The sequence below is a fragment of the uncultured Rikenella sp. genome (assembly GCF_910579375.1).
Lineage (GTDB): Bacteria > Bacteroidota > Bacteroidia > Bacteroidales > Rikenellaceae > Rikenella.
In genome coordinates, this window is the sequence record NZ_CAJTUJ010000149.1 from 1 (window position 1) to 4,449 (window position 4,449).

The 4,449-nt window shown below is 60.6% G+C and carries 3 protein-coding genes; 1 reads left to right on the forward strand and 2 read right to left on the reverse strand.

Annotated features, from left to right (window positions below):
• Positions 1-370: 370 nt before the first annotated feature.
• Both QZ302_RS08820 and QZ302_RS08825 read right to left on the reverse strand, forming a co-directional pair.
• On the reverse strand, positions 371-1,804 hold the full coding sequence (locus QZ302_RS08820) for a hypothetical protein (RefSeq protein WP_294594564.1): 1,434 nt from the start codon (positions 1,802-1,804) through the stop codon (positions 371-373).
• Between the two features lie 169 nt (positions 1,805-1,973).
• Positions 1,974-2,552, reverse strand: a complete 579-nt coding sequence (locus QZ302_RS08825; protein ID WP_294594565.1) for an adenylate kinase — start codon at positions 2,550-2,552, stop codon at positions 1,974-1,976.
• 119 nt (positions 2,553-2,671) lie between these two features.
• Between QZ302_RS08825 and thiL the strand changes: the two genes are divergently transcribed.
• On the forward strand, positions 2,672-3,730 hold the full coding sequence (gene thiL, locus QZ302_RS08830; protein WP_294594566.1) for a thiamine-phosphate kinase: 1,059 nt from the start codon (positions 2,672-2,674) through the stop codon (positions 3,728-3,730).
• Positions 3,731-4,449 lie beyond the last annotated feature (719 nt).

Below are 4,449 nucleotides of genomic sequence, written 5' to 3' on the forward strand. Positions count from 1 at the left end.
CGAACCCGACAGGCCGAAACTGACAGGCTGGGGGTAATGAAGGAGGCGTTGCTCCTGCGACCCAACGGGTCGCGCAGGCCTTGTCGCCCAGCGGCTTTGCCGCTCGGGGGAGTGGGCGACAGGCCGAACCCGACAGAATGTGGTGATAAACGGGCGGTGGGTTGGGCGAAACTGTTGCGCCCCCCGCTGGCGGCGACCCGCACCAATTCAACAGTTCCAAACTCTACCCCCGCAAAAACCCGCAACACGCCGCTCACGCGTCGAAATTTGCGACCAACTTCCGGATGCCGACCCCGTCCCCAAGCAAATCGCCTGTACCGCAATGCGGTACAGGCGATTTCTATTTCCCCTCTCACCGTTCGGCAAGAGGCTACTGGACGGTCACTTCGACGGAGGCGGGGAAGAGACGTTCCGGATCGAAAAAGGCGGCACAACTGTTCACCAAATTAGCCGCGTCCAAAGAGACCGTCCCGTTGAACTTCTCGACGCCATTCACGCGAACGGTCACCGGACGGGTCAGATCGACCAGTTTGTCATTCAGGTAGATCACAACGCGGCCTTTGGTCGCCGGAGTATAGGTCTTGGCGTATTTCAACGGGATATTGTATGGGCCGTCTTCCGCCACGGCATAGGTTACGGTGTTCACCGTCAGGTCGACGGTGTTGCCGGTGATGGTCATCTCGTAGCACGAACGAGACGAGGCGTCGTCGTTCGAACGCTCTTTCACGTACAGGTTGTAGAAGCCGTCCCGATAACGCCGAGAGGCTTCGCCGTCGTATCCTTCGTCGAGCGGGAAGTCTTCCCAATAAACGTACTTGGGCCAAGGATTCCGAGCCGGTTGCCGTTCCAGCCACTCGGTGGTCTGGGCTTCATTATAGTAAAACCCATGCTCTTTGCCGGGCATCAGTTCGACCCGGTGGTTGTAATAACCGGGATGAGCGGCCTGCAACCGGTCGAGCTCTTCACCGACGGCGAGGGTCAGTTGGTCGCGCGAATAGGAGAAGTCTTTTTCGCCGGTGTGCATGGTGAACGCGATGTTGGCATAGTTCTCCGGCGGGGCGAATTTCAGGTTCTCGCCACCGGCCAAAGGCCCGGCGCCGGCCAGATAGTCGGCATAAAAGGCTGCCAAACTCTGGCTGCCGTAGGCGCCTTCCGAAATCCCGAAGAAATAGATGCGGTTCGGGTCGGTTTCGCCTTGCAGGTAGGACTGGCACAGCAACTGTTCCCAGGTGAGCTGACGCGATTTCAATTTCCAGCGTGTCCCTTCGGCTCCTTTCGGACTCCGGGGAATGAAATAGAGGCTCGGGCTGTCCTGAAAATAGCCGGCCCAGCTGTAAACGGCGTGCCATTCGTCCAGCGAGCTGTTACCCGAACCGTGCAGGAAAAGGAACAACGGATAACCTGCGGCCGGCTTGCTGCCTTTCGAGAAGTAGTAGAACGGCATCGTGCCGGTATAGAAGGGGTTGGCGTCTTGGAGTTCCCAACTTCCGCTTTGGGGCGGAAAATTGTTCTTGTCATAGGTCGGCATCGGGGTCGGTGGGGGCAGTTGCTCTTTTACTGTCCGGCTGTAGGCGGATCCCCACGAGTCCCAGACGACGGCTTGGGTTTCGGCGACCTGGTCGGCTGTCAGTGACACGGAGGTCGCATAGGCGCCGGTATTGCCTTTGAGGTAGCCGGTGAAATAATCGACGTAGGTCTGGTCGGCCAACTCGAAAGCGGGCCAGCCCGAATCCGGTGTCGTTTTCTCGGATTTACAGCCGACGAGGGCGGCGGCCAAACCGAGCAGGGGAAGGTATTTTTTCATAATCTTCTGATTTTGGGTGTTTAAATCTTCGTTATGGATGGGGGGAGAGGGATACAAAGACGAGACGCTGCTACGAAACGGGATGTTTCCCGATTCCGCAGGCAGGTCTCGCGTATAATTTGGGTTCGAAAATTCGGAACCGGGGGAAAGCCGCGCTCCGTTCGAAAAGCTACTCTTCCCAACTGTCGACGACGGCGCAAAGCCGGTCGAAGATCTCGTCGATGGTACCCACGCCGTCCACGGCCCGGTATTTGTCCTGTTGTTTATAGTATTCGGCGACCACGGCGGTCTGGGCGTCGTAAACGGTGATCCGGTTCCGGATGGTGTCGATGCTCTGGTCGTCGACCCGGCCGCTGGTCTTCCCGCGGGCGAGAATCCGTTCGATCACGACGTCGTCGGGCACTTCCAGGGCGACCATCCCGGTCACTCCGGTGCCGATGCGTTTCAGTATCCGGTCGAAGGCTTCGGCCTGAGGCAGGGTGCGCGGAAATCCGTCGAAGATCACGCCGCGGGCCGAGCGGTGTTCTTCGACGTATTTTTCGATAATGCCAAGCACCAATTCGTCGGAGGCGAGTTTGCCGCCTTCCATCTGGGCGGCGGCGAGCCGGCCGAGTTCGCTCCCGCGGCTCATCTCGTCGCGGATGGCCTGGCCGGTGGAGAGGTGCAAGAGTCCGTAACGTTCCTGGAGTTTCTCGGCCTGGGTGCCTTTGCCGGCCCCCGGAGGGCCGAATAACACGATATTCAACATGATGCGATAAATCTCTACACTTGGGCGCGGAGCCGGACGATGATCACGGCTGCGTTTACGAGGGGGTAAAGTTATTTTTTTAATCTTAATTTTGCAAAAACATGACACAAGCTGAGAAAATGAATCGGACGGAAATATCGGAATTGGGCAAGGTCGCTTTCGTGGAGCGGCTGACGGAACCTTTCACGACGAATGAAAATACGCGTATCCGGCAGGGGATCGGAGACGATGCGGCGGTGATCGACCGCGGGGGATGGCTGGAGGTGGTGGGCGAGGCGACGCTGCTGGAGGGGATCGATTTCGACCTGACGTACACGCCGTTGGAGCACTTGGGGTACAAGCTGGTGGCGGCGGCGGTGTCGAATATCTGTGCGATGAACGGGCGGGCGGAGTATCTGACGGTGAGTGTGGGGCTGTCGGCGAGGTTCTCGGTGGAGGATGCGACGGCGCTGTACGACGGGATCAAGCGGGCGACGGAGGCGTATGGGGTGGCGTTGATCGGGGGGAATACGTCGGCGTCGCTGACGGGGCTGAACCTGATGGCGACGGCGATCGGAACGGTGGCGGAGGAGGAGCTGACGTTGCGCAGCGGGGCGAAAACGACGGATCTGCTCTGTGTGACGGGCAATCTGGGGGCGGCGTACATGGGGTTGCAGCTGCTGGAGCGCGAGAAACGGGTGCTGAAGGGCAATGGGGTGAGCCGACCGGAGCTGACGAAGGAGCATGCTTACCTGCTGGGGCGGCAGCTGAAGCCGGAGGCGAGGGTGGATATCGTTCAGGAGCTGCGGGAGGCGAAGATTCGGCCGACGGCGATGATCGATGTGACGAGGGGGTTGGCGTCGGCGGCGCTGCATTTGTGCCGGAGGTCGGAGGTGGGGGTGCGGATCTATCTGAACCGGATTCCGATCGCGTCGGATACGTTCCGGCTGGCGGAGGAGATGCACATTGACCCGGTGGTGGCGGCGCTGAACGGGGGGGACGATTTCGAGCTGCTCTTCACGGCGCCGCTGGACAAGCATCAGGAGTTGCTGGCGATGCCGGGGGTGGATGTGATCGGCCACGTGGTGGCTGCGGAGGAGGGGGCGGCGCTGGTGACGCCGGACGGGGGCGAGATCCGCATCCAGGCGCCGGACTGGACGGCGCATCGGGCTGCGGAGGGGGCGGCCTCGGAGGAATAGTCTTTCGGCCCCGGGCTACCGCTCAGAGGGACAGTCCTGGCCCCGGGCTACCGCGATGCGGGGAACAACAAACGGTTCGGCGGGCTGGGGAGCGTCGGCCTCGAGGGTTCGGTCTGGTCGACGGGGACGAGCGGGGGGTACGGCATTTATCTGTTTTTCCAAATAGGGGCGCTCAGTTCCTATTCTCATGCTCGCGCTCACGGTTTTCAGTTGCGCTGCCTCTCGGAATAAACGGGCAGGAGAGCTTTCGCCGGAACCGATTGGGGACTTAGAACCCGGGCTTGGGCCTGTTTTCCTTTTCAAATTTTGCGGGTCGCTGAACCGCGCGGCACGCCCCGGGCTTCCGCCGCCACACTTCGGGTTCGTTGGGCGGCGTCTGTGATGAAGGATCCGGTTGGTCGGCTTCGGCAGGCGAAACAAACGGGAACGGGTTACGTTCCTTAACGACAGGGTTTCAATCTACATGGGAGCACAATCGCGCTTTCGGCTTTCAGTTGCGGTGCCTCTCGGAATAAACGGAGGTGTACACCCGCAGTGGGCAATGGCTGGAGTTACCCTATATAGTTAGGTGCCGCAACATGTGATCCCATTGGGGTGGTCGGAGCCAGCGGGGGCCGAACGAGCATCGCGAGTTGCGGCCCTACGCCGGGGGTGGCGCCGGCCCGCGCGACCCGTTGGGTCGCAGAAGCACCGCACAATTTTCTGAACTTCGGCCTGTC